Below are 26,208 nucleotides of genomic sequence, written 5' to 3' on the forward strand. Positions count from 1 at the left end.
TCGGGTGTGCGGGATCGCGTGGGCGAGATGGTCAGACGCGGTGGAGTTCGGCGGTGACGCGGCGCCGGAACCGGAGGGTGACCGGGCCGAGCAGCCCGGAGGGAAGCGGTTTGTCGCGCTCGTTGGACAGGGTGTTGGCGACACGGACCCGGACCGCGTTGTGCCCCGGGCGGAGCAGGTCCGTGACATCGGCGGAGAACGGCGCCCACAGCACGGGAGGCAGCGCGCCGCCGTTGACGGTGACCTCGGCGATGTCGCGCACCTCCCCGAGGTCGAGCAGGACCCGGCGCCCGTCGAGGTGGGCGGGCTCCATGTCGAGGCCGATGGCATAGGTGCCGCTGCCGGAGAACAGCGGGTCGTGGTTGGTCCAACTGCCGAGCGGTCCGGTGACGGGGGTGGCGCCGTCGCGTTCGAAGGTGAACGTCCAGTCGCCGGTCACCGGGACCGGTTCGAGCGGGTCGCCGATCGTGACGGTGCCGCGGTAGCGGTGTCCCGCGTCGGTGCCGGTGAGGGTGTGGGTCCCGGGGGCGGACGCCTCGACGGTCGCCCGCAGGGCGATGCCGTGCCGTTCGACGTCGAGGACGGGCAGCGGCGAGTCGGTCAGATGCGGTGTCGGCGGGACGCCCGGGCGCACCACGACGACGAGGCTCTGGTAGGGCTCCAGCCGCAGCGGCAGCCGTACGCCCTTCTTGGTGCTCTGGTGCAGCGCGGCCGGACCACCGGTGCCGGTCGCCGGGTCCCACACTTCGGCCGCGCCGACGACGGGAAGGGCCGCAACGGTCCGCACCGGCCGGCCGCTTTCGTTGTTGAACAGCCAGACGGTGTCCGGGCCGCGCCGGACGCGCAGCACCCGGACGGCGTCCTGGGCGGGGTCGAGGACGGCGGCGGCCACGCCGGCCGCGTGCGTGGCGGCGGACAGACCGGTGGTTCCGGCCACGCGTACGGCCTGTCCACGCCCCAGGGCACGGGTGCCCGGCACCCGGTCGCCGAAGAGGCCGGCGAGGTCATGGGCGAGGGAACGGTCCTGGCCGTCGGCCTCGTCGCCGTCGAGGGCGCCCACCGCGATCACGGTGCCGCCCGCGCGCACGAACTCCCGCAGCACCCGCACCCCGGACACCTCCAGCGTGGGCGTGTGCGCCACCACGACCAGGTCGTACGCGGCATCGCCGACGACGAGCCGGCCGCCACGGACGTCGGCGTGGGCGCGCAGGGCGGGGTCGCCGGTGAGGGCTCCCTCGTGCAGGAGGTCGAAGTCGACCTGGGCTCGCTCGAGTGCGTGGGCCGCCTCCGTGAACGGCCGGTCGACGTCCCGGTACCGGGCGGTGCCGGCCCATTGTTCGGCGGCGCGCTGAGGTTGCAGCAAGGCGGTGCGCGCGGCGGAGGTGCCGCGGGCGGCCTCCATGACCCGGCCGATCCACTCGGCGAGCGGCCGCATCCCCCACCACCAGGGGGCGCGCGGCCCGAACGGTGGCGGGAAGTACACCCGCGTCTCATCGGTCCACAGTGCGTGCAGCACCGTCAGGTTGATGCCGCGGGCGGCTTGCGCTCCCACCGTCGCGTGCACGAAGGCGGGGGTGACCTGCCAGCCCATGTTCCCGAACATCTCCAGCAGGACCCGCTCGCGGCCCTGCTGGTGGGCGGCGGAGGCCGGATTGCGGGGAATCAGGGTGGACCCGCCGGCCGCGTACTCGGCCGTGATGATGTCGCCGCCGGGCACCTGGGCCCACTGGTTGACCTTGTGCAGGTCGCCCGTGGAGGGGATGCGTTTGGCCGGGGCCGTTTCGTCGTAGAGCGGGTTGGTGATCAGGGCGACGCCGCGCCGCTCGCACCAGCGGGCCTGTTTCCGGATGTAGGCGGCGAAGCGGTTGGAGACGGCCTGCCAGTAGCGTCCCCGGGCCGTTCGTCCCGCGCGGCCGAGGTCGTCGAAGGCGGCGGCGTAGGCCAGTCCGGGAGTGACGCCGACGGCCCGCAGGGCCGTGTCGAGGGCGGGCGACCACGGCAGGCGTGTGAAGTGGGCCTCGGCGGAGGCGAAGAAGGGCTCGTCGTCCCAGAACCCGGGGACGACGGTGCGGAAGTAGCGGGCGAAGCGCCGGTGGCACTCCCCCGGGACGATGTCGAGGAACAGCTCCACCGGTTCGTCGTCGAGCAGATCGACGTAGCTGCGGGCGTAGCCTTGCGAGTCGTCGACGAGTGCGACGCCGCCGAAGAGATCGATCTGCCACTCCCCCGCAGGCGCCTGCCAGGTGTGGCCGGCGGTCAGCCGGTCGGTCAGGTCGACGGCGTCGGCCGCGTCGGTGGAACCGACGGGCCGTGCCGCCGCGGCGGCGACGGTGATGCCGTCGTCGGGGATCGCGCGGTCCGGGAAGTCGCCCGCGGCGGCGGGTGCGTCGAACGTGGCGTCGTACAGGGCGCTGCCGTCGGCCGCCTCGACGGTGAGCGCGTCCCACAGGGCTCGCTGGTCCCCGACGGCCCGTACGCCGACCCCGCCCGAGGCGCGGGCGCTGTCGGCGACGCTGCCTTTGTCGATGCCGTCGAGCGTGATGGAGAGGGAGGTACCGCGGACGGTGACGCGGACCGTGTGGAATGTGGTCTTGTTGAAGCCGTTGGTGCGTGCGCTGCGCAGCAGTTCCGCCGGTTCGGCGCCGGCGGTCAGGCGGTGGACGGTGACGACGCCGGTCTGGTCGAAGGCGACGCCGTATCCGGCCAGGCCGTCGGCCGAGGCCCGCACGACGAGCCCGGCCGCGGTGTGTTCGGCCTTGGCGCTGCCGGTGACGGTGTAGTCGCTCCAGCCCTCGCTGTCGCGCAGGACGGCGGCCCCGGCGAGTACGGCGGCGTCGGCGACCAGTCGCCCCGCCTCCACACCCACCCCGGTGCTGCGCAGCACGTCCACGGTGGACGCTCCGCGCACCACGGTGGTCGACCGCCACAGCGCTTTGAGGCGCAGGTCGGGCCGCGGCTGGTAGGTACGGGTGCCGATCCGTCCGCCCTTGACGATGAACTCGCCGGCCCGGCCGCTGGGAAAGTGATCGTCGTTGAAGAGCCACACCCGCATGCCGGTGCGCTCCGCGATGCCCAGGACGTGGCCGACGATGGCGAACCACTCCTCGGTGAAGAACACCGGTCGCATCTCGGCGTTGTCGAACGGGAAGAGGACGACCTCGTACATGCCCTTGGACCGTAGGTCCGCGAGCTGGCGGTCCACCAGGTCGGGGGTGACGGGGCCGTTCCAGTACCAGTAGACGGTGGGACGGCTGTCTCGCGCGGGATCTCGGAAGTCCCGCGCCCGCCAGGCGGTTCCATCGGGTGCGAGGTCCGGGCCCGCGGCGTGTGCGGATGCCGGCGGCCCCAGCAGGGTGCCGGTGGCACCGGCCGCGGCCACGAACCGGCGTCTGGACAGGCTGTTGTCGGGCATGGCTGGACTCCTGGGGAGAGCGCGGAAGCGCGGCGACGGGCGTGGTCCGCGGGCGGTTCGGCGGTCGTCCGCGGGTGGTTCAGCTTTCGGCGAGGCGCACCACCTCGACGGCGGTCAGGGCCCGGTTGCGGAGCCGGAAGTCGCGGACGGCGCCGTGCAGGCGGAGGTGGGTGCTGTTCTGCGAGCGGCCCAGGTAGTTACGGCTGGTCCGGCCGAGCAGGAGCGGGCCGGCCACCATGGCCGTGTTCCGCCCGGTTTCCCTCCCGTCGACATAGAGCACCCCGGTGCCGTGCGCGAGGGTGAGTGCCACATGCGTCCACCGGCCCGCCGGGAGGGGACCGGTGGCGTCGATGACGTCCTCCGCCGCCATGCCGGCGATTTTCAGGGCGGCACGGGCGTGTCCGGCGCCCGTGGTGGCCGCGAGGAAGAGGTAGGTGCCCTTGTGGTACCCGAGGTCGAAGACACGCGCGGAAGGAGCGAGGGTGTCCACGCGGACGCGCACGGAGACGGTCAGCTCCTCCAGTCCGCTCGGCAGGCCCGCCGGGAGCGCCACATGGCCGTCGTGTCCGTCGAGCGTCACGGACGTCACGCCGTCCTGAGCGCTCCACGCGGCGCCGCCCACGAGCGAGGCGTCGGGAGAGGTCCCGGTGCGGTCCGCGGCCGACGTTCCGCTGCCCTCGTCGAACGGGTAGCGGGCGAGGTCCCGTTCTCTCCCGCGTCGCGGGCTCACCGCCCAGTAGACGTTGTAGTGCTGGTGCTGGATCTCGTGGAAGGGTCGCAGGGACACCCGCCGGTGACCGACGAGCGCGCTGAACGCCGTCGGGCCGCCGGACTCGGGGCGAAGGGTGCCGGGCCGGATCGTCGGCAGGATGTCCGGCGCGGTGCCGCCGTACTCGCCCGCCAGGACGAGCGGCCCGTACGACAGCGACCTCACCTGCGGGTTGTCGGGCGCCGGACTCCAGACGGGCTCGCGGGGCATGATGAGCTCGACGCTGTCCCCGGGCCTCCAGTACCGCTCCAGGGTGGCGTACGTGCCCGGCTCGACGGGGGTCGTGGCAGGACGGCCGTTGACCTTCAGCATGGCCGTCCGGCCGGTCTTGGACAGCCAGCCGGGGATCCGGATCCTCAAGCGGAAGCGCGCCCGGCCGTGGGTGACGGTGAGACGGGTGCGGTCGTCCAGGGGGTGGCCGGTCTCCTGGCGCAGGGTCACACCTGTCTGGGCCCAGCGCAGTTCGGAGGAAATGAACAGGTTGACGTAGAGCGTGGGCCGGCCGGTGGCGGCGCCGTGGAAGTAGATGGTGTCGGCGAACTTGGTGTGCGTCTCGAGGCCCGTTCCGTGGTCGCAGGAGAAGTTGTCGTAATCGCTGCTGTAGCTGCCCGGAGCGGCACCGAGTCCGCCCTTGGGCTGCCGCTGCGAACCGGCCCACAGTCCCGTGTAATAGGTGACGAACCCGTGCCGGGAGTCGGGGTCCTGCTCGCCGAGCATCTGGTTGTACAGGGTCCATTCGTAGTGGTCCATGTACTCCGCGCGCGACGGCTGGTGGAGAAACAGGTCCCTGCCGAGTTTGAGCATGTTGTAGCTGTTGCAGTTCTCGCAGGTGACGTCCGAGAGCCTGCTGACGATCTCGTTCGGCGGGCCGAAGAGTTCCTGGTCGGAGTTGCCGCCGATGGCGTACGAATGGTGCCGCACGACGGTCGTCCAGAAGGTGTCGGCGATGTCCAGGTACCGTCGGTCGCCGGTGGCCTCGTAACCGGGCACGGCGCCGACCACCTTGGCGATCTCGGTGTTGGCGTGGCGTCCGGCGAGTTCGTCGCGCCCCGCGGCCAGCGGTGCGTACAGCTCGTCGTGGTCGAAACGCCGTGCGGTGCGCAGGTGCGCCGGGTCCCCGGTCGTCAGGTACAGCCGGGTCAGCACGTCGTTCATGCCGCCGAACTCGACTCCGAGCACCGTCTGCATCCGCTCGTACGACAGCGGCGCGGTGCGCGCGTCCGCCCAGGACGCCATCTCCAGCAGGACATCCAGTGCCTGCCGGTTGCCGCTGAGCCGGTACTGGTCCAGCAGTCCGGCCATGATCTTGTGCAGGGTGTAGTACGGGGCCCAGGGCTTGCCGCCCGCCTCCAACTGGTCGAAGACCGACTCGGGGAACGCGGAGAGGTACCCGCGGTGGAAACCGGCCGCCGGCGCGGCCTGCTGGCACTCGGCCAGCGCCGACACCAGCAGGCGCGCCTTGTCCGCGTAAACGTCGTCTCCGGTGTTGGCGTGCGCCTGTGCCAGGGCGCTGAGCAGGTGTCCGGTGGTGTGGCCGCGGAGTTGCACGCCGGGGGCCTCCCAGCCGCCGCACGGCTCCGCCGAGGACGGCAGTCCCACGGTCAGCCGGAAGGTGTGCAGCAACCGGTCGATGTCCACGAACATCAGGTAGGCGCAGGTGCGGCGCATGTTGGCCAGGAACGGGCTGTCGAGCAGCCGGACCTCGGACAGCGCGAAGGCGGCCAGGGGGCCTACTGGGCCGGGCGGGCCCGGCGGCCGGTCCGCGGCCGCGGCGGCCGTGGCGCCGAGTCGTACCGGCGCCGTGGTCGCGGCCGCGGCGGCGGACGCGGTGAACAGGATCTGTCTGCGGGACGGGGCGGGGATGTCATGCGGTGCGGACAACGTGCGCAGCTCCCTTCGGACCGGCGGCAGTGGCTCCGGACCTCGCGCACGGCTCACGCGGGTCCGGTGGAGCGCTGGCGGGGCGGCGAGGACGCCACATGCCAGGGGGCACAGGGAAGTCAACGGGCGCACCGGGGGCGGGCCGGGCGGTGCGCCCCGCGCGGATCAGTCCACGGCGGCCTGCGCGTACGGCACCAGCCGGACGGGGCCGATGAGCCCGCAGGGCTGCCGGGCGACAGCGCCGAAGACCGCGGGCTGGGCCACCCTGAGACGGTTGATGAGCGGGGTCGCCACCTCGATCTCGATGACGTTCTCACCCCGCCGGAGCCAGGGTCCGACGTCGACGACGGGGTTGAGCCGGTCGACGGGGACCGGGCGCGTGCCGTTGACGGACACCCGGGACGTGTCGCTCACCTGCCCCAGTTCCAGGTACGCGCCGTGGGCCGGGGTCCAGTCGGCCGGGAGGGTGACCGCGGTGCGGTAGCGGGCCACCCCCGCGCTGTACGCCAGTTCGGGTATCCGCGACCAGGGCAGCAGGGCGTCGAGCGTCAGCGTGCGTCGCACGATCTCGGTCCGTGTCGGGCTGGATCCGGGGTACCAGTCCTCGACCTCGACCTGCCACGCACCGGGCGTGATCGTTTCGGGCACGGACGCGATGGTGGTGATCACCGTGCGTCCCTGGGACAGCCGCGTCGTGTACGTGCCCGCCGCGCCGGCGCGGACGGCCAGGCCACGCGCGGTGAACACCGCCTCGTCGGCGTCTGTCGCGAGGGCGTGCGGGCGGCTGCCGTAGCGGTCCCCGAACAGCCCGGGCCGTCCGAGCGCGACGATCATCGCCTGGCCGGGCTGGAGCGTGACGCGCAACGTGACATCGTTTCCCTCCGCGGTGTACCGGGCGAGCCGTACGGCCTCGCCCGTCCAGGGATCGAGCGCGTACGGCACCGTCTCCCCCTCCCCGGTGCGACGCAGCGTGACGTCGTGGTCGATCGCCGCCACGGGGGGCTTGACGGTCTCGGAGTGCTTGCCGTCGCACAGGTAGTAGAAGTCCGCCTGCGCGGTGACCCGATGCGCGTTGAGGAGGGTGGACGGGATGGCATGGCGCACGTCCGGGGTGACGCCGAGCCCGGTGAGGGCGTCGCCCACCTGAGCCTTGTCGGCGACCTGGGCCACGTTGGGCAGGGCGAGCAGACGGGCGACGATCCGGCGCAGCCGTCGCGTCTCGTCCTGCGCGGGCACTCCCGGGGTCAGCGCCCGGTCGAAGGCGCCGAGCAGGACCACGGGCAGTCCCTTCTCGGCGAACTCGAGCAGCTTGCGGGCGTCGGGCAGGGCGAGGGTCGGGGTGGAGCCGTAGAAGAAGTCGCCCTCGACGAACAACGCCTTGTAGGCCGGTCCCCGGGGAGCGAGGCGGCCGCCCGACACGGTGGCGCCCGGCAGGTCGAGCAGTGGGCCGCTGATGAACTGGTGGGTCCAGCCGAGCGGGACGCCGGTGGCGGTGAGCCAGGAGGCGCCGATGCCGGTGGCGGTGTAGCCGGTCTGCCGGAAGACCGCGACGTCCGCCCGGGCGGTGCCGGTCTGCAGCACGTGGCGTACGCGGCCGAGGTAACCGGAGATGTCCTCCATGTGGCGCCAGGTGGGCTGTCGCGGTCCCCACGACTCGCCGTAGCCGGGTCCGCCGTCGTAGGGGCTGAAGGCGGCGAAGCCCGGCCAGCTCACCCGCGGTGCGGAGGCGTAGGAGAAGCCGTGCACGACCGTCTGGTTGACGCCGGCCGCGTAGGCGCCGCCCATGGTGCGCAGGAAGCGGTCCCACGTCGTGCTGTACGCGGACCCGTTGTAGGCGCCCGCCTCGCAGGACAGCAGCGTGCGCCCGGCCATGTCCCGGCCGCCGGCCAGGCAGCGGAAGTCGTCCAGGTTCTTGAAGCCGAGGGATTCGCCCTCCGGGATGTCGAGAATCGCCGCGGAGGCGATGGCGTCCGTCTGCGGGCCGTACGGCTGCGACCGCAGGGCCATCCCCAGCGAGTGCGCCCAGTCACGCAGGGCGCCCAGGTGGTGGCGGTTGAACAGCTCGGACAGGGTCTGCCGGAAGTCGTGTCTGATCTGCCGGGTCATCTGGGCCTCGAAGGCGAAGACCTGATGGCCGCGGTCCAGGACCAAGGCGGGCAGGAAGGGCAGCAGGGGCCGGCCGGTGCGTTCCTCGAAGGCGTCGGGCAGATGCCGGGTCCAGATCAGTCCATCGGTCTCCAACTCGATGGAGTCCTCGAAGAACGCTCCGCCCGCGGCCTTCAGCAGGCGGCGCATGGAGTGGGTGAGGATCTGTCTTTCCCAGTAGCCGGTGACGGCAGCGGTGCCGGCGGAGCCGAAGTGGTCGACGACGTGAGCGGTGGGTGAGGAATGGGGGCCGGACTCGGGCCGCTGTCCCGAGCCGCGCTGCCAGTAGGAGAGCAGGACCCAGTCTCCGCCGTCGGGAGCCGTCCACGTCACCATGCCGTCCGTGACGCCGGTGGTGAGGTCGCGAACGCTGGAGAGGTCCAACCCGGTCTCCTTGCCCGTGGAGTTCGCGGGGTCCAGCCGGACCGCCTGCACGGCGAGGAGCTCTTGGCCGGTGACGCCGGGGGCCGCCTCGTGCACAGGTGGCGGGACCGGGCCCCGGTACGCGGCTCCCTGGGCCAATGAGACACGGCCGTATGCCAGTTCCTTGGCGGCCGCCGGTTCGTCGGGGGTGACGCCGGGCACCGCGAGGGGCCAACTGGGGCCGAGCGTGATGTCGATGGTGAGGCCGCGTCCGGCCGCTCGGCGCAGGGCCGCCTCGACGCCATCGCGCCAGGGTCCACTGCCCCAGCCGTGGTGCGCGGTGTCCAGGAGCGACTTGTCCTGGACGCTGTGGTGCACCGCGGCGATCTCGGCCCCGCCGAAGCCCGCGTCGGCCATCTCGTCGACCTCGCGCGCGATTTCGTCCGGGTCCACCAGGCCATCCGGCCACCACCAGCGGAACTTGGGGCGCGCGGACGGCGGCGCGTCGGCGAACCAGTTCCCGGTGGTCCCGCCGCCGTCGGCCATGGGCGCGGCGGCCGCGCCCGGCGACACGGCGCCGAAGGCCGCCGCGGATGCCACGGCCAGTCCTGTGGCCAGGGCGGTACGTCGGGACATCCCGCCACGCTGCGAGACGAGATGACGCATAAGCACCGTCCCAACGGTATTGGATCGTTTCAATGACCCTCGACGCCGGGACGCTAAACCGCGCCCTCGGGGGAGGTCAAGACGGGACCGGCAAGTAACTTCGTCATGTGGGGATGGGGCGGGGGAGGCGGACTGTTCACCGGGTGGGATTCGGCCTTCGACGCCATCGACGCCGCTCTCGTCAGCCGCCCGCTCGCCATCCAGCACGAGACGGACGTCTTCGACGCGCCGGCACCGCCCAACCAAGTCCCGCTCCGGGGGCCGCGCTACGACCAGCAGAACTCCGGTCCCATGCATGCTTACGCCATCTGGCGGCTGTACACCACGTTCGGCGACCGCTCGGTGCTGGAGCAGGACGCCACCCGCTTCGCCGCGCGGCACGAGACGAGCCGGCGGCTGCTCAACGACCGGCTGTGGCACCCCGGCAAGGGCCTGTACCTGAGCCGCTACCTCGACGGAACCTGGAACGAGGTCGTCACGCCGACCGTCTTCTACCCATTGTTCGCCGATCTCGCCACACCGGACCGGGCCCGGACCCTGGTGGAGGAACACCTGCTCGACCCCGAGGAGTTCTGGGGCCCGTACGTCATTCCGAGCGTCGCCACCGCGATGCACCTCGACGTCTGGGACAAGGAGAACTGGTTCCCCGAGTCCTTCGACCCCATCCCCGGCCCGTCCGTCATGGGCTCCGCCGTGGACACCGCCTGGCGCACCTACTCCTGGTCCAACGCGATGGCGGTACAGGGCCCGCACGACCTCATCTCCGACAACCCCTGGGACGGCGACCCCTCGGCCCTCATGTTCGGCAGCCTCGGACTGCCCGGCACCCATACGGTCGCCAACGTACAAACTGCGGGGACACGGGGACACACCTACACCGTCACCGCCGGACCGGACAGGACCGCGCTCGTCCGGGACGGCCGGACCGTGTTCCGAGCGACCGGTGCCCGCGTCGCGGTCCGCGACTTCGTGCTCCGCGCCTCCGGCGCCTCCTTCGACGTCAACGCCGACGGACCCGTCCGCGTCGAGGTGCTCGTGCGGGGCGGCCGCTCCCGCGGACGGAACGTGCCCGCCGGCGGCAGCCCCGTCGAGCTTTGAAGCACCGGCCGAAGCACGAACCACGAGGCTGTACGCGCCTTCGGTGCGACGAGCACCATCCCCCGCACGGTGGGCCACCGATCCGGGGACGAAGCACGGTCCGCTCCGCGTGCGAGCCGTGTATGCCCCAAGGCCCATAGCCTGCCGGTCAGTCGACACCCGCACTCCTCTCATCGGGGTGCTTCGGTGTCATACGGCGGGTTGTCGCCCACAGGAGCAGGGCGGCGAGGCTGAATGACGCGCCGAGGGCTGTCACGGCCGGCCAGCCCGCCGTCGCGTAGGCGAGGGAGGAGCCGAGGGCGCCGAGGCTGCTGCCCGCCGAGTAGAAGACCATGTAGCCGCCGATGATCCTGCTGCCCGCGTCGGGCCGGACGGCGTGGATCAGGGTCTGGTTGGTGACGTGGACGGCCTGCACGGCGAAGTCCAGCAGGACGGCGCCGATCGCCAGCGCCCACAGCGATTGCCGGGTCAGGGCGATCGGGAGCCAGGAAAGCGCCAGCAGCGCGAGGCCGACACCGGTCGTGCGCTGGGCGAGCCCCCGGTCGTTCCAGCGCCCGGCCACTCCGGCGGCGATGGCCCCGGCCGCCCCGGCGAGCCCGAACGCCCCGATCGCGGTGTGCGACAGCGACCACGGCGGGCCGCTCAGGGGCTGCGCCACGCCGCTCCACAGCGTGCTGAAGGCCGCGAACACCAGCAGGGCGAGCGCGCCCCGGATCCGCAGCAGCGGATGACGGACGAACAGGGTGACTGTCGAGGCGACCAGTCGTCCGTACGACACCTCGCGCACCCCGGTAGACGGCGCGCCCGGGGGCAGAACACGACGCAGCAGCAAGGCGAGGACGGCGGTGACGCCCGCGGACGCCAGGTAGACCGCCCGCCAGCCGGCGAGGTCGGCGAGGACGCCGGCGGCGGCGCGGGCCAGCAGAATTCCGGTGACGATACCGCCGGTGACCGTCCCGACGGCACGGCCGCGCCGGGCGGGCGGGGTCAGAGCGGCAGCCGCCGCGACCATCGTCTGGGCGACGACGGCGAGCAGCCCGACCACGGCGAGCGCGCCGAGCAGCGCCGCCACGCCCGGCGCCAGCCCGGCGACCAGCAGTGCCAGCGCCAGCAGCCCGAGCTGACCGGTGACCAGCCGCCGACGGTCGAGCAGGTCGCCGAGCGGCACCAGCGTCAACAGGCCCACGGCATAACCGAGTTGCGTCACGGTGACGATTACACCGAGCAGCCCTGAGCCGAGCGCGAACCGCTCACCGAGGGTCACCAGCAGGGGCTGGGCGAAGTAGACGGTGGCGACGGAGCTGCCGCAGGCGAGGGCGAGCAGAGGCACGAGCTGGGCGGGCGGCGACGCGTCCGATGGCGACGCCGACGCCGCGGTATGCGCCTCGTGCCCGCCGGTCCCGCCGCACCCCCCGCACCCGCCGACCGCATCGGAGCACTCGATCGCCATACCGACACACCTTCCATTCGGTTGCATCTTGCTACCGGCGTGACAGTAACCGTGCGAGGTAGCATGTTGCAACCAACCCTGGAGGGGGGCTGGTGAGCTGGAGGAGAGGAGCCGCGGATGGTCGCCCGCACCCGTTTCGACGCCGACCCCTGCCCCGTCGCGCGGACGGTGAACGCCATCGGCGACTGGTGGTCGCTGCTGATCGTGCGGGACGCCTTCGACGGCAGCCGCCGCTTCGGCGAATTCCATCGCAGCCTCGGCATCGCCAAGAACATCCTGGCGGCGCGGCTGCGCGCACTGGAGAAGGCCGGGGTGCTGCGCGGCGAGCCCGCGCCGGACGGCGGGTCCCACCGCGAGTACCTCCTCACGGACAAGGGCCGCGCCTTGTTCCCGGTGATCGTCGCTCTGCGCCAGTGGGGCGAGGAGCAGTGCTTCACCCCGGGCGAGGACCACTCCCGCCTGCTGGACCGCCGGACCAGCCGCCCGTTGCGCCGCTTGCGGATCCAGGCGGCGGACGGACGGCTGGTAGAGCCGGAGGACACCGTCGTGGAGAAGGTGCGAGAGACGGAGAGCGTTGAGAAGGAGACCTCGACGGAGGCGAGAACGGCCCGCTGAGCGGGGTCGCCGGGCAGGAGGACGGACAGCGAGGGGTGATCTCCGGCAGGTGGCGTCCCGTGGGCCTCGCGGACCTTCCCGTCGTGTTCCTCGGCGACGAGGTCGACGTCTGGGCCCATGCGCGCGACCTACGAGAGCTGCTCCGGCACGTGGCCCTCGATGACTCCGGAGTCCCAGGGCTGTGAGACACCGGCGACGAGGGCATCGAGGTCGGCCTGGCCCGGCCAGATGCCGCACATCGCGTACAGGGTCAGAAGCCCACGTCCGCGGGGCGGTATGTCGGCGCTCTGCGGACCCGGCCGGCCTGCTCGTAGGCGTAGGCCAGGCGGAGCAGGGTCGGCTCGCTCCATGCCGTGCCCATGAACGTCAGGCCGACCGGCAAGCCGAAGGCGAAGCCTGCCGGGACGCTGATCGCGGGGTACCCGGCGAGTGCGGCGGGCGTGGACGCGCCGCCGCCGTAGCTGTCCCCGCGGACCAAGTCGATCTTGGCCGGCGGTCCGGTGGTCGGCATCACCAACGCATCGAGGCGGAAGCGCCGTAGCACCGCGTCGATGCCTTCGGCACGTGACAGCCGGTGGTTGGTGGCCAGCGCCTCGCGGTACTCGCTCTCGATGAAGTCCAGCCGGTGCACCGCCTCCAGACCGTCCTGCCGCACATAGCGGAGCTCGCGGTCGGCGTGTGCGCGGTTGAACGCGATCAGCTCCGCCAGGCCGCGCGGGTGGTCGCCGGGGGCGCCGGCCAGATAGGCGTTCAGCGCCCGCTTGATCTCGTACACCTGCACGATCTTCGAGCTGGGGAGGTCCTCGAGCCGCGCGGCCGTCGGGATGTCGGCCGGGTCGACCACGGTCGCGCCGGCGGCGCGCAGCGTGGCGATCGCCCGCTCCGCGATCTCGTCGGCGTGGTCGCTGTAACCGAAGTACACGGTTCGCGGTATGCCGATCCGCGCACCACGCAGTCCGTCGGCATCCAGGAAACGGGTGTAGTCACGATGGAAGTGACCACGGCTCGCCTCGGTCGCCGGATCACGGTCGTCGATGCCGACGAGGACGCCGAGCAGGATCGCGGCGTCGCGGACCGTGCGCGCGATCGGGCCGACACTGTCCTGGCTGGGCACGCCGGGGATCACTCCGCCGCGCCCGACCAGTCCAACGGTCGGCTTCACTCCGACGACGCAGTTCGCCGAGGCGGGGTCGATGATCGAACCGTTGGTCTCGGTACCGATCCCGGCGACACACAGGTTGGCCGCGACGGCGACTGCCGTACCGGAGCTGGACTCGTTCGGCGACCGATCCAGCTTGTAGGGGTTCCGGGTCTGCCCACCGCGGGCGCTCCAGCCGGCGTGGTGGGTGAGCGACATCCCGCCGGCCCACTCGCTCAGGTTGGTCTTGCCGAGGATGACGGCACCGGCCGCGCGCAACCTGGCCGCGACCGTGGCGTCCCTTGCCGGCCGGAGGCCCTCCAGGGCGAGTGATCCGGCGGTTGTGTGCATGCGGTCCGCGGTTTCCACCATGTCCTTGAGCAGAACGGGCATGCCGTGGAGGGGCCCACGGGGATGTTGCCCGGCATCCAGACGCCGGGCCTCTCGCAGCGCGTCGGGATTGACCTCGATCACCGCGTGCAGGAGCGGATCGATACGGTCGATCCGGTCCAGGTAATAGCGGGTCAGCCGTTCGGCGTCGAGCCGCCCTTCGTCCATCCGCCCGCGAAGCTCGGTCATGCCCAGTTCGTCCAGGCTTCCGGTGGCAGGGCGGGCTTGGGCGGGGGCCGCACCAAACCAGGGCGTGGCTGCCGCGGCGGTGCCGAGCGCGAGCATGCTCCGGCGCGTGGCGTTGATCCGGTCCATTCGGTTCGGCGTACTCATAGGTCGGCACGCTAGAGGTGTCTCCGATGTACCGCGCTCCGACTGTCCCCCGGCTCTTCACTGGTGATGTCCCCCTGCTGCACCGGGGGAACGCCGGAGCCCGGGAGGTGCCGGCGCGGGCCCGGGCACCTCTCGAGATGGTGGTCCGCAGCACCGCTCCGCCGACGTAGGCAACGACGCCGACCCGGCCGATCGCGCGACCCGGCAGGTCATCGAACTGCGTACCCTACAATTTCCGGCCACTGGCGAAAACGTGTGATTGACACGGATGGGCGAGGAGGAGCCTCGATGGCAACGGGGGGATGGGGTCTGCCGAACGGCCCCGGGCAGGGAGGCAATCGTTGGGGGCCGCCGCCGGCACCCGGCCCGTACGGGCCCCCGCCGACACCGGATCCGTACGGGCCCCCGCCCCCTCCCCCGCCGCCCGGGCCGTACCGGCCGGCGCCCAGGGGCCGTCGCTGGTACCGGCGGGTGCCTTTCCTCGTCTGGATGGTCCCCCTGCTCCGCTCGGTGCACCGGGCCGCGCGGAGACTGTTCGACCAGGACGGTGGCGGGCGTGTCCACGATCCCGTGGTCGACCGTGTCCAGATCACCCGCACGGTACTCGGCGTCCTCGCGACGCTCGCGCTCTACTACACGTACGGGTCGGACGACGACTTGGAGGGCCAGGCGAGCGAGAGCCTCGCCCAACTCATCGTGACGCCGGTCCTGCTCATCATCGCCGGACCGGTGGTGATCACCGCCTTCATCCGCTACGCCCCCGCGGAGCGGCGACGGTTGCTGCGCTCCCGGCTCCGCGTCCCGGCCAAGACCGTCGGCTGGTACATCCTGGTCGTGGCCGTCCTCGGCGCCTCGGTGTACCTGATCTCGGGCACCACGCTGCTGCACGGGCTGCACGGGGTGTGGCTGTTCGTGGCCGCCGTCCCCGCGCTCGCGTTCGTGCTGTGGGGGCTGCCGTTCTTCTTCCTGGCCTCGGCCTACGTCGCCCGCTCCGCCTTCAACACCGCCTATGTGCACGCCGCGTTGCCGGCCGTGCTGACTGTGGTGATGGTCTGGATCATCGCCGTCTTCAACCTGACCGGGAGTGGCATGCCCAACGGGCCGCTGTGGGCCCAGTTCTGCTCCCTGTTCGGCGGCCCGCTATCGGTGACCGCGCTCTCCCTGTGGGAGCTGCACCGACTGCGCACGCGCCACGGCGTGACCATACGCGGCTGAGGCATCCCCCTGTTCGGGCACCGCGGCGGGCGGACGTCGTACCGTGGGGTCGGTTGGAAAGCGCGGAAGCCCGCGGGGAGTCCAGTGGTCATCGAGGCCGCGTCGCCCGAGCCCGGGTAACCGCCGGTCACCTCTCCCCCGCCGCTTTGCTGCCGCGCTGCCTAGGTTGCGTGCCGTGATGACGATGGTGGAGCCCGACCTGACCGTGCGGCACCACGGGCCGGGCGATGAGTTCCGCGGATGCCGGAAGCCCACACACGTGGGTTGCGGCCATTCGGCCGGCCCTTGCCGGGGGCTACGTCCCCGGGGACGCGAGAGAATCGGTCACGGCCAACTGGCGCGGCGCTCCGGGCAGGTTCTGCCGCCTCGCCGCCGCAGCTGAAACCCGGGCGCGCCCCACCGATCGCGGCCACCGCCGCGCCGACGTGCGCTGGGAGGCCATGGCTACCAGGAGCGAGGAAGCAAGTCCCGGCTCAAGCCCCCCTTGTACTTTGATTCCCCTGCCCAGCCGCCTAGGGTCACATAGTCGACCGGTCGCCCAATTTACAGTTCCGGTCACGGACCCCCCGATTCGACACGAAGGCAGAAACCGGCATGCGTACCACCGCCCTGGGTGCCCACGGACCAAAGGTCGGCATGATCGGCCTGGGCGTCCAGGCCGAGGTCCTGCCCTACTGCACGCAGCACGGCACCGGCCTCCTGCCGTACTCGCCTCTGGGCCGCGGCTTCCTCGCCGGCCGCTTCACCTCCTTCGACGAGCTGCCGCACAACGACCAGCGGCGGCGTCTGCCGCGCTTCCAGCAGGACAACCTGCGGGCCAACCTCGACATCGAGGCCAAGGTCCGCGACGTCGCCGACCTCAACGCCATCCCCGCCCCTGTCGGCGCCAGGTACTGACCGTCCCGCCCCGGCGCCGGCCGAGAGAGGAAATGACCATGAACGAGTTCCTGGTCGAGCTCACCACGACGGTGCCCGAGGGCACCGACCCCGCCGAGGTCGGCCGGCGCCGCGCCGACGAGGCCGTCCGGGCGAAGGAGCTCGCCTCCGCGGGCCATTTGGTCCGGCTGTGGCGCCCGGTGGGCGAGCTCCGCAGCATCGGAGTGTGGCGCGCCGACGACGAGGCGGATCTACGTGAGAAGGTCCTCTGCACCCTGCCCCTGTGGCCCTGGATGACCGCGGTGGTCACCGCCGTACAGCCCCACCCCAACGACCCGGGCCCGACCGGCTGCGCCGCCTGATCCGGTCCCCGTGCCACATGCTCCCCGCGGCGGCCGTGGCCGCCGCAGGGAGCAACGTTCGATCCGCCACCCGCGCGATACCGCGTCCAGGCAGCGGACATGTTCGGCGAGCAAGGCAAAGCCCGCCGCCCGGGTGCCCCCCGGCGGCTGAGAGGAGAACCCTGATGAACAGCACAGCAGCGCAGGAAGCGATCCTGCGGGGCGTCATGGACCGATGGAAGTCCGCGGTCGATGCACACGAACCGCGGCGAGTCGCCTCATATTTCACCGAGGACGTCATCTTCCAGGGGCTTCATCCCTACTCGGTCGGCCGTCAGGGGGTCGCCGAGTACTACGATTCCCAGCCTCTCGGCTTGACGGCGGACTACCAGGTGCTGGAGACACGGCAGTTGGCCGAGGACGTCCTGCTCGGCTACCTGGGCGTCGACTTCTCGTTCACCGACCGGCCGCCCCTCGGCGTCACCCTCAGCGTGGTCCTCAGGCGCGTCGCCGGCCAGTGGCACATCGCCCACTATCAGGTGTCGAAACTGAATTGATCGAGCATTCTCACCCGGTTCACGTGACCTCCAGCGCCCCCGGACCTCGGCGGGAGGGGCGAGCCCAGCGGCGACTGCCGGCCCGGGCCGACGGAGGCGGCACCGGGCGAAGGCACCTCGGCTCGGTGAGCGGTGCCCGGACGGTTGAGCTCAGCGCGCGGCCGCTCAGGCGGTCTCGGCCCGGGTGCGACGCGCCTTGTGGAGGAGTTCACCCCACCACAGCAACTCGTCGAGCATCGCCTTCGCTGCGCCGTTCGGGCCCTGCGGGTCCCGTAGCTCGCCCTCCGGGCCGAAGAGCTCGTAGTAGCGGGGGAACGTCACGACGTTGCGCACCGTGTGGGCCTGGAGTTCGGCGAAGACCTGGCGGAGCTGCTCGATGGCGAGCAGGCCGCCGCTGGCTCCGCTGTAGCCGACGAAGCCGATCGGCTTGGCCTCCCACTCCGTGTAGTGCCAGTCGATCGCGGCCTTCAGGGAGGCGGGGAAGCTGCGGTTGTAGTCGGGCGTCACCACGACCACCGCGTCGGCCTCCTCGAGCCGCCGGGTCAGGTCCGCCATCCCGGCAGGGCGGGCCATACGGGGTTCGAGGGCCGGCGGCACCGCCGGGAGGGCCAGTGGCAGGGTCGTGTCGGCGAGATCGACGAGGTTCACCGTGAAGCGGCCGTACTCCTCGGCCCGTTCCGCGAACCACTTCGCGACCACCGGGCCGAAGCGGCCCTCCCGGACACTGCCGATGATCACAACGAGGTTGAGGGGGCTACCGTTCTGGGGCTCAGTGGGCATGGCTATGCAGCACCTTTCCTTGTGCTGGGGTCCGTTGGATCGCCTTCGAATCTGCCGGGGCCACCGGGTGCCAGGAAGGCCGGGCCGAGACTGGTAGCGGCAGGGCCACGATCCGGACCGGCGCGGCTGTTACGTTCACCACGTGAGCGACAAGGAGCTGGGTCTCTTCCTCCGCAGCCGCCGCGAGGCCGTAGCCCCCGCCGACGTGGGGCTGCCCACCGGGCCGCGCCGCCGGACGCCGGGGCTGCGCCGGGCCGAGCTGGCCACGCTCGCGGGGGTCAGCGTGGAATACGTGACCCGGCTGGAGCAGGGGCGCGACCGCAGACCGTCCGCGCCCGTGCTCTCGGCGCTCGCCGACGCGCTGCGGCTGACCGCGAGCGAGCGGGTCCATCTGCACCGGCTCTCCAAGGGGGCCGAGGGCGGGTTCACCTGCCGGGGCGAGGCGGTGCCCGGCCGTACGGTGCGGCCCACTGTGCGGGCGCTGCTGAACCGTCTCGAACCCGCCCCGGCCGTTCTGCGCAACGGGCTGGGCGAGCTCCTGGCCTGGACGGAGGCGTACGAGCGGCTCACCCGGCCGCTGGGGCTCCTCGATGCCCACGGAGCGGACGGCGGCCCGCCCAGCCTCGTCCGTTACGTCTTCACCGACGCGCGGGCACGCACCGCCTACCCCGACTGGGACCGGGTCGCCGATGACCAGGTGGCCGCACTCAAGCAGGGGCCGTTCCGCGCGGACCCCCACATCGCGGCGGTCGCCGACGAGCTGACCGTGACCGCCGGTCCGGACTTCGCCGAGCGGGTGACGACCCTGCCCGGTCTGCCGAGGGCGAACGGCGTCCTGCGTCTGGTTCACCCCGAGGAGGGGGAGCTCCGCCTGGCGTACGAGACGCTGGAGCTGCCCGCCGACGACGATCAGCGCCTGGTGGTGCACATCCCCGCCGACGACGCCTCCGCCGCCGCGCTGGACCGGCTGACGGGCCGCCGGTCCGGGGCGCTGCGCGCGGTGTCCGGCTGAGACCGCCGGGGAGTGGCGACGCGGTGGGCTGTCGGTAGTCGATCGCGAGCGAGGCGCGGTGGGTGCGGGGGTTTCAGGAGCGCGCCGCGAGATGGCGCTCAACGAGCTGCTCGAACGCGCGCGCCGCTGCGGAGAGGGTGCGTTCCGTCGGGGTGGCGAGTGAGATGGGCCAGTCCAGGTCGGCACCGGCGATACCGAGGGTGGTGAGTTCGTCGTCGGGGGTGACGGCACCGCGAGGCAGCAGCGCCAGGCCGAGGCGGTTGCGGACGAAGTCCACACCAGCGGCGATGTCGGTGATCTCGATGGTCACGTGCCGTCGAAGTCCGGCGGTGGTGAAGGCGCGGTCGGTCACGGCCCGGTTCCCGTACCCGGATGGGAAGTCGATGAAGGGCTCGTCGGCCAGGTCCGAGAGCGTCACTGAGCCGCAGCCGGCCAGGGGGTGTTCTCGTGGAACCACGAGATCGAGCGGTATCGAGGTCAGGTGGCGCAGTCGTACGGTGGCCGGGGACTGCCCGGGGATCGAGACGAAGGCCAGGTCGAGCCGGCCTTCGGCCAGCGCCGTGATGAGTTCCGGCGATCCCCCGCAGGACGCCGCCGTCGCCAAGCGCAAGGACACCTCGGGGTGATCGCGGTGGAAACGGCCCAGCAGGGCGGCCAGATCGATCAGCCCGAGTGAGCTCATGGTTCCGATGCGCAGGGTGCCGCGCAGTCCGCCCTGGACGGCGTGGACGGCGTCGCGCGCGTCCCGGACCGCGTCGAGCGCCGCTCGGGCCTTGGGAAGAAGTTCGAGCCCGGCGTCGGTAAGGCCGACCCGCCGGGTCGTGCGCACCAGCAGCGGGGAGGCCAGTTCCTTCTCCAGAGCGGCGATCGTGGCCGACACGGTGGACTGCACGATGTGCAACCGGGCTGCGGCGCGGGTGAAGCTGCGTTCCTCCGCGACCGCGACGAAGCACTCCAGCTGACGTAGTTCCACTCCCGCATTTATACCAGGGGCCGATGGATGTGATCGGCAATCTTCGTTGGACTCGATGGTGAAGTCGCCGCAGGCTGGTGGCCGGCACCGTTCGCGGGCCGCATCCCAGCCATCACCAGGAGTGGAACACATGACCCTTTTGATCACCGGGGCCCGCGGCGGCATCGGCGCCGGCCTGCTCCGCCGTCTGCACGAATCCGGGCACAGGGTCCGGGCGGCCAGCCGCGCCCCGGAAAAACTCGACCTGCCCGCCGGCGTACCCGCCGTCCCCCTCGATCTCGCGGACCCGACGACTTTCGCCCCCGCGCTGGCCGGAGTCACCGACATCTTCCTCTACGCCGAACCGGCCGGAATCGACGCACTCCTGAGTGCCGCGATCCCGGCCGGCGTACAGCGGGTGGTACTGCTCTCATCGGACTCGGCGGCCCTCCCCGACGCGGAGCACAACGCGCTGGCCCGCCACCACCTGCGGGTGGAACGGGCGCTACGGGCCACACCGCTGACAGCGACCGTGCTGCGCCCGGGCGGGTTCGCCACCATGGCGCGGCACTGGGCGGACGCCGTCCGCGCCGGCCGACCGGTCGCGCAGGCCCATCCGGACGCCCAGCTCGACGTCATCCATCCCGAGGACATCGCCGACGTCGCCGAACTGGCCCTCACCAGCGACCGACTGGACGGTGAGACCATCAGCCTCGGCGGCCCGGAAGTCCTCAGCTTCCGCGACCAGGCCCGGACACTGGGAGAGCTGCTCAACCGCCTGATCGAACTGTACGAACCCACCCGTCACCAGGCAGCCGCACACTTGCGCGGCCACGTGCCCGCACCGCTGGTCGACTCCGTCCTGGACTACTGGGCCGCGCTGCCCACCGAGCACCACGAAGCGACACGCTCCACCGAGCGGCTGACCGGCCGCCCCGGCCGCCCGTTCCGCGACTGGGCCACCGACAACCTGGACCTGTTCCGATGAGCAGTCGCCTCCGCGCGGCAGCGCCACAGCGCACGCCGGGCATCGGAAGCGTCCCCGTTCACCGCACCAGCTCTGTCCGCGTCAGCACAAGGCACTGGCTGCCCGCACATCACTGAGGGCTCGGCGGGCGATGTCGCCGAAGTCGTCGGCGTTGGTCGTGTCGCTCCAGCGCTCATAGGCGATTGTCAACGCGAGCGCGCCCAGTTCCGCGGCCACGCACGAGGTCAGTTCGGGAATGCCGCGCCGCTTGAGCGCGTCGGTCATCGATGCGGTGAGAGCGAGGCCCTTCAGCGCCTCGCGTTCCCGCAGTTCCGGGTTGGCGGCGATCACTGCCCGCCTGCGGGCGCTCCATTCGCGGCGAGCGGGGTGGAAAGCTTCCCTCCCGACCGCGTCCAGAGCATGACCCACCGCCTCGAACGGCGTGGCGGTCGCCGGAGCCTCGGCGATCCCTTCGGCGAGCAGTCCGGTCATCGTGCCCCCTCCGAAGAGCACTTCCCGCTTGTCCTGGAAGTGCCGGAAGAAGGTGCTCTTCGTCAGTCCCGCGCGCTCCGCGATCTCGATCACTGTCGTGTCCTCATAGCCCCGCTCCTCGAACAGTTCGAGGGCGGCGACAGCGAGTCGCTCTGGTGCGTTGGGTTGCCAGCGGGCCATGACGGCAGTGTACGGCACTTGGTCCCGTCACTCATGTACAGTGATGGGACCAAGTCCTATCACTCGTTCGTCTGCCCCGCTGGAGGTCCACCCATGAGTCGAGCCGTCGTCTATGAGACGTTCGGAGGCCCCGAGGTCCTGGAACTGCGAGACGCTCCGGAGCCGCACGCCGGCCCGGGCGAGGTGCGTGTCCGCGTAACAGCCGCCGGCCTGAATCCGATGGACTGGATCATCTCCTCGAACCCCGAGACAGCGGCGATGTTCGGCGTCACCGTGCCGTCGGGCTTCGGGTTCGACTTCGCCGGTGTCATCGACGAGGCCGGAGCCGGCGTCGACGGCTTCGCCGTGGGTGATCGCGTCTACGGAGGCGCGATGGCGAAGGCCGCCGCCGACTTCCTGGTCATGAAGACTCCGGCTCAGGCAGCCGACAAGACTCCGGCTCAGGCACCCGACGCGCTGTTTCACACACCGGACGGCATCAGCGACGAGGTGGCGGCCACGCTCCCGGTGGCCGGCCTGACCGCCGTCGCCGCCCTGGAGGCGATCGGACTGCGGTCCGGTGACACCGTCCTGGTCGGCGGTGCCGCCGGCGGTGTGGGCGTGTTCGCCGTACAGCTCGCGAAACTCGCCGGCGCCAGAGTGATCGGGACCGCCTCGCAGAGCACGTTCGAGTTCCTGCGGCAGTTGGGCGCCGAGCCCGTGGCGTACGGTCCGGGACTCGCGGACCGGGTGCGGACGCTGGCTCCCGACGGCGTGACCGCCGCGACGGATCTGTTCGGCACCGAGACGGCCGAGACCGCGCTCGCGCTCGGCATACCGCCTGAGCGGATCTCCACGATCGCCGCGGGTCCGAACCCTCCCGGCGGCGTACGCGCGACTGGAGGCAGCAACGCCGGACCGGGCGGCCTGAAGCGGATCACCGATGCGATCCTCGCCGGCCGGATCACCGTGCCCATCGCCGCGACCTTCCCGCTGAAGCGGATCCGTGACGCCGTGGCACTGCAAGCCGGACGCCACGTCCACGGCAAGATCGTGATCACGCCGTGACCACGTCTCCACCGAGCGCCTGCTGAGCACCTCCTGAGCACCTGCGCCATGCCCTGTCCAGGGCACCGATTCGCCCACTGACCCGCTCCAGCATCGGATCCCGACTCGGGACGCTGCGCCATACCGTCGACCCGAAGACCGACGAGCGTTTCCCCCGTCTCGATTGTCAGTGGTGGGTGAGAAGGTAGGAGCATCGACAGGGAAAAAGGGGGAGCGGTCATGTCCGGAAACCAGAACTACATCAATCACGTTGCTCTCGTGCTGGATGCCAGTTCGTCCATGTCACACTTGAGCGGCAAGGTCATCGAAGTCGCCGACCAGCAGATCGCTTATCTGGCCCGCCGGTCGAAGGAACTGGACCAGGAAACCCGCGTCACGGTGTACGTATTCGCCGACAAGGTGGAGTGCGTCATCTATGACAAGGACGTGCTGCGGATGCCGTCCCTGAAGCAGCTTTACCGGGTCGGTGGAATGACGGCTCTGCTGGCGGCCACACTGAAGTCGCAGCGGGAGCTTGCGCAGACTGCTCAACTGTACGGCGACCACAGTTTCCTGACGTTCGTCCTGACGGACGGCCAGGAGAACGCGAGTCATCGCTGCCCGGATGCCCCTACCAAGAACCCGCGTGAACTGGTGCAGGCCGTGGCCAAGATGATGGAGACGCAGGAGGACAACTGGACACTGGCCGTCCTCGTGCCGGACCAGATGGGCAAGCGCGAGGCCATGCAGTGCGGTTTCCCGAGGGACAACATCGCCATCTGGGATGCCACGAGCACACAGGGTCTGGAGGAGGCAGCGCAGGTCATCCAGCAGGCCACCGAGAACTTTATGGTGGGCCGAGCCCAGGGCATCCGGGGATCGCGCGCGGTGTTTTCCACGGGTGCGGAAGCGGTCAACAAGGACACCATCAAGGCAGCCGGCCTCACCCCGGTGGACCCGTCGGAATACCAGCTGATTCCGGTGGCTCGCGAAGCGGCGATCCGGGAATGGGTCATCGAATGCGGGCACACCTTCCGTACCGGTTGTGCGTTCTATCAGCTGAGTAAGTCGGAGAAAATCCAGGCGCGGAAACAGATCGCGGTGCTGGAGAAGAAGACGGACCGGGTGTACACGGGGCCGGAGGCGCGATCCCTGCTCGGGCTGCCGGACACGGAAGTTCGCGTCAATCCGGACCGCAACGACGACTTCACGATATTCGTGCAGAGCACCAGCGTGAACCGGAAGCTGGTACCGCACACGCGGCTGCTGCTCATGATCTGAGCCCTGGGAGGCCCCGCCGGCCGGACTGGCGGGGCCTCCAAGGGCTCGTCTCATCCAGCTACCTGGGCGGCTTGCCGTGCCCGTCGTGTCACCGTGGCCGGCTGCCTTGGCACAGGGCAGCCTGGTCCTGGTCACGTCGTACGGGCTCCGGGCCGGTCTCATACCGGCAAGCTGGTGCCTCTTGAGAGGATGCCGCGGGCCGGACACCGGCGCGGGTGGCACCGACGCTGGCCACGACCACGAGAACCAGGCCAAGTGTCGCAGCGGCCCCGGGGCGCTGGCCGAGAACGAGCAGACCGACCATGAGGGCGATGGCGGGCTCGAGGCTCATCAGCGTGCCGAACGCGGACGTGGTCAGGTGACGCAGGGCGAGAAACTCGAGAGCGAACGGGATGACGGGGCTGAGCACCGCCAGAACCAGCATGGTCCACAGCGGTGACCAGGTGAGGCGTTCGGCGAGGTCCGGGGCGGCGACGGCCAGCCCCACCACCGCGGCGACCGGCATGGAGACAGCCAGTCCTCTCAGGCCGGTGACACGATCACCGACCCGTTGGGTCAGCAGAATGTACGCGGCCCAGCACCCCGCGGCGAGCAGCGCACTCCCCACCCCCACGAGGTCGGCGCCGCCATGCCAGGGCTCGGTCAGCAGCACGACGCCCGTCGCCGCCGCGGCCGCCCAGACGAGGCGTCCTTTCCTCGGCCCGAAGAGGGAGACGGTGAGCGGTCCCAAGAATTCCAGCGCGCTTGCGGTCCCCAGCGGGAGACGGGCGATCGCCAGCATGAAGAAGACCATCATTCCGGCGGTCACGAGACCGAGAACCATGCAGGCAAAGAGGTCCCGGGAGGTGAAATCACGAGGCCGGGGGCGGATGGCGACCAGCAGAATCAGCCCGGCCCAGCCCAGGCGCAGCCCTGCCGTCCCCAGCGCGCCGAGCTGTCCGAACAACGGAACCGTCAGAGCCGATCCGAGTTGCACGGTACACATCGAGGTGGCGGCCATGAGCAAACCGGCCCCGGCGCCGACATGGCGCGAGGGATGGGAAGGAAAAGCCTCAGGCGGTTCGGGAGCGTTCATGGACTCCAGTAGAGATCCTCGACACTGTTCACGTCCACGTGTCGATCCCGAATGATTCGTTCGGGATTCATGGACAATGAGGGGATGGAAACACGTCGCCTGCAGATGCTGGCCGAGTTGGCCCGGCGAGGCTCGATGCGCGCGGTGGCCGAGGCCACCGGCACCACCACCTCGACGGTTTCTCAACAGATCGCCGCTTTGGCCCAGGACATGGGCACAACGCTGATCGAGCCGTACGGGCGCAGGGTCAGGCTCACGTCGGCGGGCCGCCGTCTGGCGGAACACGCCGTGACGATCCTCGCGGCAGTCGAGGCCGCACAGCGGGACCTGAGTCCCGACGCCCCGCCGACCGGCACGGTGCGCGTGGCAGGCTTCGCCACGGCCATCCGAGCCCAACTGCTGCCCATCATCAGCAATTTGTCCGCAAGCCATCCTCAGCTCAGCATCCTGGTCCGCGAGCACGAACCCGCCGAAGCCCTCCATCTGCTGGCGAACGACGAGGCTGACCTCGCGCTCACCTACGACTACAACCTGGCACCGGCCGAGCCCGACCCGGCGGTCGTCATCACCCCACTGTGGACCGCTCCCTGGGGTCTGGGCATTCCTGACCACGTCGCCCGTCCCTCAGCACCGGACGCCCCTGAGGTCTTCCGCTGGTTCCGCACGGCGGACTGGATCGGCAACTCGCGCAACACCGGTGACGAGACCGTCATTCGGACACTCGCCTCCATGGCCGGCTTCACCCCCCACCTCACTCACCAGGCGGACAACCTCGACCTCGTACAGGGCATGATCGCGGCAGGAATGGGCGTAGGGCTGCTGCCGATGCGCACCTCCACGTTGCCCGGTGTCCATCTGGTGCCGCTTACCGCGCCGGACGTTGTCCTGCGCGCCTTCGCCGTCGCCCGCCGGGGTCGCGACAGCTGGCCTCCGCTGGCCCTGCTGACCGACCTGATCATTCGGCAATCAGCGCAGAGTGCATAGTCTCGATCGCCGCGTCGGTGTGCCGCTCCGGACAGGGCCTGTGAGTATCGGTGTCCCCGGCAACGGGTGCACCTGCGTGCGGCTGATTCGGACCGGCGCAGACGGCGCACTGGGGGCGCGGAACGTCATGGCAATGCCCCGTCCGGACTCTGCGCGCCCTGCCCATGGGCACGGGACGCGGCAATGATGAGCGGACCGCACGTGATCCAC

Annotated in this window: 19 protein-coding genes and 1 pseudogene; 11 read left to right on the forward strand and 9 right to left on the reverse strand. The window is 71.1% G+C overall.

Annotation, left to right across the window (positions count from 1 at the left end; translation table 11 throughout):
- Positions 1–31: 31 nt before the first annotated feature.
- The 3 genes from ACZ6TD_RS02995 to ACZ6TD_RS03005 form a co-directional block, all read right to left on the reverse strand.
- Positions 32–3,412, reverse strand: coding sequence for a glycosylhydrolase-like jelly roll fold domain-containing protein (locus ACZ6TD_RS02995; protein ID WP_471349949.1), 3,381 nt, complete (start codon positions 3,410–3,412; stop codon positions 32–34).
- 79 nt (positions 3,413–3,491) lie between these two features.
- Positions 3,492–6,062, reverse strand: a complete 2,571-nt coding sequence (locus tag ACZ6TD_RS03000) for a beta-L-arabinofuranosidase domain-containing protein (RefSeq protein WP_471349954.1) — start codon at positions 6,060–6,062, stop codon at positions 3,492–3,494.
- 165 nt (positions 6,063–6,227) lie between these two features.
- Positions 6,228–9,236, reverse strand: coding sequence for a glycosyl hydrolase (locus ACZ6TD_RS03005; protein WP_471358798.1), 3,009 nt, complete (start codon positions 9,234–9,236; stop codon positions 6,228–6,230).
- A gap of 105 nt (positions 9,237–9,341) precedes the next feature.
- Between ACZ6TD_RS03005 and ACZ6TD_RS03010 the strand changes: the two genes are divergently transcribed.
- Positions 9,342–10,334 carry an MGH1-like glycoside hydrolase domain-containing protein gene (locus ACZ6TD_RS03010; protein WP_471349958.1) on the forward strand — a complete coding sequence of 331 codons (993 nt, stop codon included), beginning with the start codon at positions 9,342–9,344 and terminating at the stop codon, positions 10,332–10,334.
- Positions 10,335–10,482: 148 nt separating this feature from the next.
- Here ACZ6TD_RS03010 and ACZ6TD_RS03015 read toward each other — a convergent pair whose 3' ends face one another.
- Entirely contained in the window at positions 10,483–11,784 is a 1,302-nt protein-coding gene (locus ACZ6TD_RS03015; RefSeq protein WP_471349962.1) for an MFS transporter, read from the reverse strand.
- 117 nt (positions 11,785–11,901) lie between these two features.
- Here ACZ6TD_RS03015 and ACZ6TD_RS03020 point away from each other — a divergent pair, with 117 nt between their 5' ends.
- Entirely contained in the window at positions 11,902–12,399 is a 498-nt protein-coding gene (locus tag ACZ6TD_RS03020; protein ID WP_471349965.1) for a winged helix-turn-helix transcriptional regulator, read from the forward strand.
- Between the two features lie 250 nt (positions 12,400–12,649).
- On the opposite strand, the gene ACZ6TD_RS03025 is transcribed toward ACZ6TD_RS03020, so the two are convergent.
- Positions 12,650–14,242: an amidase gene (locus ACZ6TD_RS03025; RefSeq protein ID WP_471358802.1), complete on the reverse strand. Its 1,593-nt coding sequence runs from the start codon at positions 14,240–14,242 to the stop codon at positions 12,650–12,652.
- Between the two features lie 507 nt (positions 14,243–14,749).
- Here ACZ6TD_RS03025 and ACZ6TD_RS03030 point away from each other — a divergent pair.
- The 4 genes and pseudogenes from ACZ6TD_RS03030 to ACZ6TD_RS03045 all read left to right on the forward strand — a co-directional run bounded on the left by ACZ6TD_RS03030 (position 14,750) and on the right by ACZ6TD_RS03045 (position 17,249).
- Positions 14,750–15,475: a hypothetical protein gene (locus ACZ6TD_RS03030; RefSeq protein ID WP_471349969.1), complete on the forward strand. Its 726-nt coding sequence runs from the start codon at positions 14,750–14,752 to the stop codon at positions 15,473–15,475.
- A gap of 651 nt (positions 15,476–16,126) precedes the next feature.
- A pseudogene (locus tag ACZ6TD_RS03035) lies at positions 16,127–16,330 on the forward strand (aldo/keto reductase); the annotation flags it as partial.
- A gap of 80 nt (positions 16,331–16,410) precedes the next feature.
- Complete coding sequence (locus tag ACZ6TD_RS03040; protein WP_471349974.1) at positions 16,411–16,713, forward strand: muconolactone Delta-isomerase family protein; 303 nt, start codon at positions 16,411–16,413, stop codon at positions 16,711–16,713.
- Positions 16,714–16,877: 164 nt separating this feature from the next.
- A complete protein-coding gene (locus tag ACZ6TD_RS03045; RefSeq protein ID WP_471349977.1) occupies positions 16,878–17,249 on the forward strand; it encodes a YybH family protein in 372 nt (123 codons plus the stop codon).
- A 165-nt stretch (positions 17,250–17,414) separates the two neighbouring features.
- On the opposite strand, the gene ACZ6TD_RS03050 is transcribed toward ACZ6TD_RS03045, so the two are convergent.
- Positions 17,415–18,029, reverse strand: a complete 615-nt coding sequence (locus ACZ6TD_RS03050; RefSeq protein WP_471349979.1) for an NADPH-dependent FMN reductase — start codon at positions 18,027–18,029, stop codon at positions 17,415–17,417.
- 142 nt (positions 18,030–18,171) lie between these two features.
- Between ACZ6TD_RS03050 and ACZ6TD_RS03055 the strand changes: the two genes are divergently transcribed.
- A complete protein-coding gene (locus ACZ6TD_RS03055; RefSeq protein WP_471349982.1) occupies positions 18,172–19,041 on the forward strand; it encodes a helix-turn-helix domain-containing protein in 870 nt (289 codons plus the stop codon).
- 73 nt (positions 19,042–19,114) lie between these two features.
- Here ACZ6TD_RS03055 and ACZ6TD_RS03060 read toward each other — a convergent pair whose 3' ends face one another.
- On the reverse strand, positions 19,115–20,014 hold the full coding sequence (locus ACZ6TD_RS03060) for a LysR family transcriptional regulator (RefSeq protein WP_471349985.1): 900 nt from the start codon (positions 20,012–20,014) through the stop codon (positions 19,115–19,117).
- Between the two features lie 130 nt (positions 20,015–20,144).
- Between ACZ6TD_RS03060 and ACZ6TD_RS03065 the strand changes: the two genes are divergently transcribed.
- The gene (locus tag ACZ6TD_RS03065) at positions 20,145–20,981 is read left to right on the forward strand and encodes an SDR family oxidoreductase (protein ID WP_471349986.1); all 837 of its coding nucleotides are present in this window, start codon (positions 20,145–20,147) and stop codon (positions 20,979–20,981) included.
- Between the two features lie 81 nt (positions 20,982–21,062).
- Here the strand turns inward: ACZ6TD_RS03065 and ACZ6TD_RS03070 are convergent, their stop codons facing one another.
- The gene (locus ACZ6TD_RS03070; protein WP_471349988.1) at positions 21,063–21,632 is read right to left on the reverse strand and encodes a TetR/AcrR family transcriptional regulator; all 570 of its coding nucleotides are present in this window, start codon (positions 21,630–21,632) and stop codon (positions 21,063–21,065) included.
- Positions 21,633–21,725: 93 nt separating this feature from the next.
- Here ACZ6TD_RS03070 and ACZ6TD_RS03075 point away from each other — a divergent pair, with 93 nt between their 5' ends.
- Positions 21,726–22,679 carry an NADP-dependent oxidoreductase gene (locus ACZ6TD_RS03075; protein ID WP_471349990.1) on the forward strand — a complete coding sequence of 318 codons (954 nt, stop codon included), beginning with the start codon at positions 21,726–21,728 and terminating at the stop codon, positions 22,677–22,679.
- 219 nt (positions 22,680–22,898) lie between these two features.
- A complete protein-coding gene (locus tag ACZ6TD_RS03080; RefSeq protein ID WP_471349993.1) occupies positions 22,899–23,939 on the forward strand; it encodes a vWA domain-containing protein in 1,041 nt (346 codons plus the stop codon).
- An 88-nt stretch (positions 23,940–24,027) separates the two neighbouring features.
- Here the strand turns inward: ACZ6TD_RS03080 and ACZ6TD_RS03085 are convergent, their stop codons facing one another.
- Complete coding sequence (locus ACZ6TD_RS03085) at positions 24,028–25,014, reverse strand: EamA family transporter (protein ID WP_471349995.1); 987 nt, start codon at positions 25,012–25,014, stop codon at positions 24,028–24,030.
- Between the two features lie 69 nt (positions 25,015–25,083).
- On the opposite strand from ACZ6TD_RS03085, the gene ACZ6TD_RS03090 reads away from it, so the two are divergent.
- On the forward strand, positions 25,084–25,998 hold the full coding sequence (locus ACZ6TD_RS03090; protein WP_471349999.1) for a LysR family transcriptional regulator: 915 nt from the start codon (positions 25,084–25,086) through the stop codon (positions 25,996–25,998).
- The last annotated feature ends 210 nt before the right edge of the window (positions 25,999–26,208 follow it).

It is taken from the genome of Streptomyces yongxingensis, assembly GCF_055597465.1.

Bases quoted from the DNA above. Each gene is read 5' to 3' on its own strand.
- ACZ6TD_RS02995 (WP_471349949.1), bottom strand. From the start codon at position 3,412: ATGCCCGACAACAGCCTGTCCAGACGCCGGTTCGTGGCCGCGGCCGGT.
- ACZ6TD_RS03005 (WP_471358798.1), bottom strand. From the start codon at position 9,236: ATGCGTCATCTCGTCTCGCAGCGTGGCGGGATGTCCCGACGTACCGCC.
- ACZ6TD_RS03010 (WP_471349958.1), top strand. From the start codon at position 9,342: ATGTGGGGATGGGGCGGGGGAGGCGGACTGTTCACCGGGTGGGATTCG.
- ACZ6TD_RS03015 (WP_471349962.1), bottom strand. From the start codon at position 11,784: ATGGCGATCGAGTGCTCCGATGCGGTCGGCGGGTGCGGGGGGTGCGGC.
- ACZ6TD_RS03020 (WP_471349965.1), top strand. From the start codon at position 11,902: ATGGTCGCCCGCACCCGTTTCGACGCCGACCCCTGCCCCGTCGCGCGG.
- ACZ6TD_RS03025 (WP_471358802.1), bottom strand. From the start codon at position 14,242: ATGGACCGGATCAACGCCACGCGCCGGAGCATGCTCGCGCTCGGCACC.
- ACZ6TD_RS03030 (WP_471349969.1), top strand. From the start codon at position 14,750: ATGGTCCCCCTGCTCCGCTCGGTGCACCGGGCCGCGCGGAGACTGTTC.
- ACZ6TD_RS03040 (WP_471349974.1), top strand. From the start codon at position 16,411: ATGAACGAGTTCCTGGTCGAGCTCACCACGACGGTGCCCGAGGGCACC.
- ACZ6TD_RS03045 (WP_471349977.1), top strand. From the start codon at position 16,878: ATGAACAGCACAGCAGCGCAGGAAGCGATCCTGCGGGGCGTCATGGAC.
- ACZ6TD_RS03050 (WP_471349979.1), bottom strand. From the start codon at position 18,029: ATGCCCACTGAGCCCCAGAACGGTAGCCCCCTCAACCTCGTTGTGATC.
- ACZ6TD_RS03065 (WP_471349986.1), top strand. From the start codon at position 20,145: ATGACCCTTTTGATCACCGGGGCCCGCGGCGGCATCGGCGCCGGCCTG.
- ACZ6TD_RS03070 (WP_471349988.1), bottom strand. From the start codon at position 21,632: ATGGCCCGCTGGCAACCCAACGCACCAGAGCGACTCGCTGTCGCCGCC.
- ACZ6TD_RS03075 (WP_471349990.1), top strand. From the start codon at position 21,726: ATGAGTCGAGCCGTCGTCTATGAGACGTTCGGAGGCCCCGAGGTCCTG.
- ACZ6TD_RS03080 (WP_471349993.1), top strand. From the start codon at position 22,899: ATGTCCGGAAACCAGAACTACATCAATCACGTTGCTCTCGTGCTGGAT.
- ACZ6TD_RS03085 (WP_471349995.1), bottom strand. From the start codon at position 25,014: ATGAACGCTCCCGAACCGCCTGAGGCTTTTCCTTCCCATCCCTCGCGC.
- ACZ6TD_RS03090 (WP_471349999.1), top strand. From the start codon at position 25,084: ATGGACAATGAGGGGATGGAAACACGTCGCCTGCAGATGCTGGCCGAG.